Annotated in this window: 3 protein-coding genes; all 3 read right to left on the bottom strand. The window is 66.5% G+C overall.

The features are described 5' to 3' along the window. Positions 1 to 23: 23 nt before the first annotated feature. Positions 24 to 965 carry a YhcG family protein gene (locus K206_RS38260; protein WP_021204058.1) on the bottom strand — a complete coding sequence of 314 codons (942 nt, stop codon included), beginning with the start codon at positions 963 to 965 and terminating at the stop codon, positions 24 to 26. Between the two features lie 119 nt (positions 966 to 1,084). Continuing rightward, positions 1,085 to 1,822: an IS21-like element helper ATPase IstB gene (gene istB, locus K206_RS0114595; RefSeq protein WP_011805003.1), complete on the bottom strand. Its 738-nt coding sequence runs from the start codon at positions 1,820 to 1,822 to the stop codon at positions 1,085 to 1,087. Positions 1,823 to 1,858: 36 nt separating this feature from the next. Next, complete coding sequence (istA, locus tag K206_RS0114600; protein WP_024099860.1) at positions 1,859 to 3,403, bottom strand: IS21 family transposase; 1,545 nt, start codon at positions 3,401 to 3,403, stop codon at positions 1,859 to 1,861. Positions 3,404 to 3,475 lie beyond the last annotated feature (72 nt).

Below are 3,475 nucleotides of genomic sequence, written 5' to 3' on the forward strand. Positions count from 1 at the left end.
ACGCCCGACTGCTTGGGGCAGGGCTACTCGTTGTCGGTCTTGCGCTGCTCGATCTGCAACTGCGCCCGCTGCGTTGCCTGTTGTAGCCGCTCCACCAGCACGCCCCTCGGCGGCAAGGCGGTCAGGTACTCGGCGACGTGGATGCCCGACTTGTCCAGCTCCAGCAATTCGATCTGCTCGCGCTTTTTGCCGGTGCAAAGGATGATTCCCAGCGGCGAGGCTTCCTCCGGCTCCCGTTCGTGCTTGTCCAGCCAGCGAAGGTAAAGCTCCATCTGTCCCTTGAAAGCCGCCTTGAACTCGCCGACCTTCAACTCCACTGCCACCAGCCGCCGCAGTTTGCGGTTGTAGAACAGCAAGTCAAGGTGGAAATCTTCGCCGTCAATTTGGATGCGCTTCTGCCGAGCCACGAAGCTGAAACCTGCGCCCAGCTCCAACAGGAAGGATTCCATTTCGCGGATGATCGCCGCCTCCAAGTCGCCTTCCTGCCATGTGTCCCGCAGTCCCAGGAAGTCGAGGATGTACGGGTCACGCATGACCAGGGCGGGCGACATGCGCTGCGCATCGCGCATCGTCGCCAGCTCCTGCGCGATCGTCTCGCCCGGCTTTTGGGACAGTACCGTGCGCTCGTACAGCATCGAGTCGATGCGCTCGCGCAGCGTGCGCACGCTCCAGCGCTCGGCGCTCGCCATCTGCGCGTAGTAGTCCCGCTGGAGCGGGTCTTTCAGCGGGATCAGGGCAATGAAGTGCGTCCAGCTCAATTCTCGTATCAGTGATACGAGAATCTGCTCGTCGGGGAAGGTGGTGGCGAACTGCACCATGCGGCGCAGGTTTTGCTCCGCAAAGCTGCTGCCGTACTCCTTCACCAACTGCGCCGCCAGGGTAGGCAAGACTTCCTTGCCATAAGCGCCCCGGCGCCCGTCCAAGACCTGCGTGCGCATTCCACTGATGGCGGACAGTGATTCCATTCCCATCGCGGACAGCGTTCCAGGCGATGGCGGACACGTTGCGCGGGTGTCCTGAGTGACGCTCAAATCGTAGCCGAAGTGTCCGCCATCAGCGTGGAATGGCGGTCGGCGCGGCCGGCTCAGACGGCCTTGGTGAGCTTGCGCATCGACTCGCCCTTGAGGGCTATCTTGTGCGAGCCGTGCACGATGCGGTCCAGGATGGCGTCGGCCAGCGTGGGCTCGTCCAGCCAGGCGTGCCAGGCCGTCACCGGCAACTGGCTGGTGATGAGCGTCGAGCGCGTGCCCACCCGGTCGTCCAGCAATTCCAGCAGGTCGTTTCGCTCGTGCGCGGCAATCGGCGCGATGCCGAAGTCGTCCAGGATGAGCAGGTCCAGCCGCGCCAGTTGCGCCAGCCGTTTGCCCAGGCTGCCATCGCCGTGGGCCACGTGCAGCTCCTGCAGCAGCCGTGGCGCGCGGGTGTAGAGCACCGAGAAGCCCAGGCGCGCGGCCTGCTGCCCCAGTGCGCAGGCGAGCCACGTCTTGCCGCACCCGGTGGCGCCGGTGAGCAGCACGTTGTGGCCATGGCGCAGCCAGTCCCCGCCGGCCAGGCTGGTGATGACCTCTCGGCTCAGGCCCCGGCTGGCGCGCCAGTCGATGTCCTCCAGGCAGGCACTGGAGACCTTCAGGCGGGCCGCCTTCAACAGGCGCTCCAGGCGCTTGCTGTCACGCCAGTCCACCTCGCGCTGCACCAGCAGCGCCAGGCGTTGTTCAAAGGGCAGCTCGCTGGCCGTGATGTGGGTGGCCGCGTCGCTGAGGGCGGCCACCATGCCGTCCAGGCGCAGGGCGCGCAGTTGGTTCAAGGTCTGTTCGTTGAGCATGGTTCTTCCTTGTTAGGTTTGCTTGCACGTTGGAGTTCAGTGGTAGTAGCCCGGCCCGCGCACGTTCTCGTGCAGCGGCAGGTTCGCCTGTGCGGCCATCGGCGCATCCAGCGGCCGCTGGTCCAGGCCGCAGCCCAGGATGGAGGCGATGCTCTTGTAGGACGGTGAGCGAATCGACTGCGCCCGCGCACAGGCGGCCTCCAGCCGGTCAGCCCCGTACTCACGGCCCAGGCGCATGAGGCCCAGACAGGAGCGGTAACCCTGCTCGGGATGCTGGCGGTGCTCCATCTGCCAGCGCACCACGGCGGCGGTGGCCGCGCCCACGCGCTCACCCCAGGCGATGAGCTTGGCCGGCGTCCACTGCAGGTGCGCCCGGTGCGAGGCCGGCATGTGCTCGGGCGTGGTGGTGTGTGCACCCCGTCGGGGATTGAGGGCGTGGGCGGCCACGCGTTTGCTGCCGTGCAGGACTTCGAGCGTGCCGGCCGTGATGCGCAACTCCACCGGCTCACCCACCAGGGCGTGGGGCACCGAGTAGTAGTGGCCATCGAGCTCAACGTGGTAATCGATGTTGACGCGGGCGGGTTTGAAGCGCGCGATGGGCATGCGCACCGGCGGCAGGGGGCGCAGGGCTGGCCGGTCGAGTTCGGCGAAGGCGCTAGTGCGGTTGCCCGGCAGCTTCTTGAACGCGCGCTGGTTCAAGTCCACCAGCAAGGCGGCAATCGCCCGGTTGAGCTCGGCCAGGCTGAAGAAGGTCTGGTGGCGCAGCCTGGCCAGAATCCAGCGCTCGACCACCTGCACAGCGACCTCCACCTTGGGTTTGTCGCGTGGCTTGGCCGGGCGCGCGGGCATCACGGCCAGGCTGTAGTGCGCACAGAGCTCTTCGAGCAGGCGGTGCGCGGTGGGCTCGTAACGGTCGGGTCGGGCCATGAGGGCGCGCGGCTGGTCAGGCACCAGCAGGCGGGGCACGCCGCCGATGAACTCCAGCGCGCTAATGATGCTGGCCACCCAGTCGGTGGCCTTCTGGCTGGCGGTGGCGCAGGCGTAGGTGTAGTTCGATGCGCCCAGCACGGCCACGAAGACCTGGGCCTGGCGTATCTCGCCAGTGTCGGCATCCACCACGGGAACGGTCTGGCCGGCGTAGTCCACAAAGAGCTTGTCACCGCCCGTGTGGGTCTGGCGCATGGAGCGCTGCAGGCGCCGGGCCCAGGCCTTGTACTTCTCGCAGAAGGCGCTGTACTTGTACGCCTGCCCGCTGTGCTGTTGCTGGTATTCCTCCCAAAGCAACTGCAGCGTCACGCCAGGTCGGCGCAGTTCGCGGTGGATGTGGGCGTGGTCGGGTTCAAGGTGCCGGGACTCGCGCGCCACGGGTGGCTTGTAGAGCCGGGCCTGGAGTTCGTCGTCGTTCAGGCTCTGGGCCAGTGCCCAGTCCACGCCGGCCACGCGCGCGTAGCTGGCTATCTCGCTGACAGTGGATTTGGAGATGCCGAGGGCGGCACCGATTTGACGGGTGCTCAAGGCCCCGCGGTGCAGCAGTTGCAGTGTGTGTCGTAGTTTGCTCATGGTGACCCTGGGTGTGGGCATCGCTGGTTCCGGTCAAAAAACCGGGCAGCGTATGCCGCGTTCGGGTCACTCGGACGTGTCAGGAATTTTGTG

This window comes from Cupriavidus sp. WS, assembly GCF_000395345.1.
In the GTDB taxonomy this organism is placed as follows: Bacteria; Pseudomonadota; Gammaproteobacteria; order Burkholderiales; family Burkholderiaceae; genus Cupriavidus; species Cupriavidus basilensis_B.

Excerpts from the sequence above, each read along its gene's own strand:
- K206_RS38260 (WP_021204058.1), bottom strand. The coding sequence starts at position 965 with ATGGAATCACTGTCCGCCATCAGTGGAATGCGCACGCAGGTCTTGGAC.
- istA (WP_024099860.1), bottom strand. The coding sequence starts at position 3,403 with ATGCCCACACCCAGGGTCACCATGAGCAAACTACGACACACACTGCAA.
- istB (WP_011805003.1), bottom strand. The coding sequence starts at position 1,822 with ATGCTCAACGAACAGACCTTGAACCAACTGCGCGCCCTGCGCCTGGAC.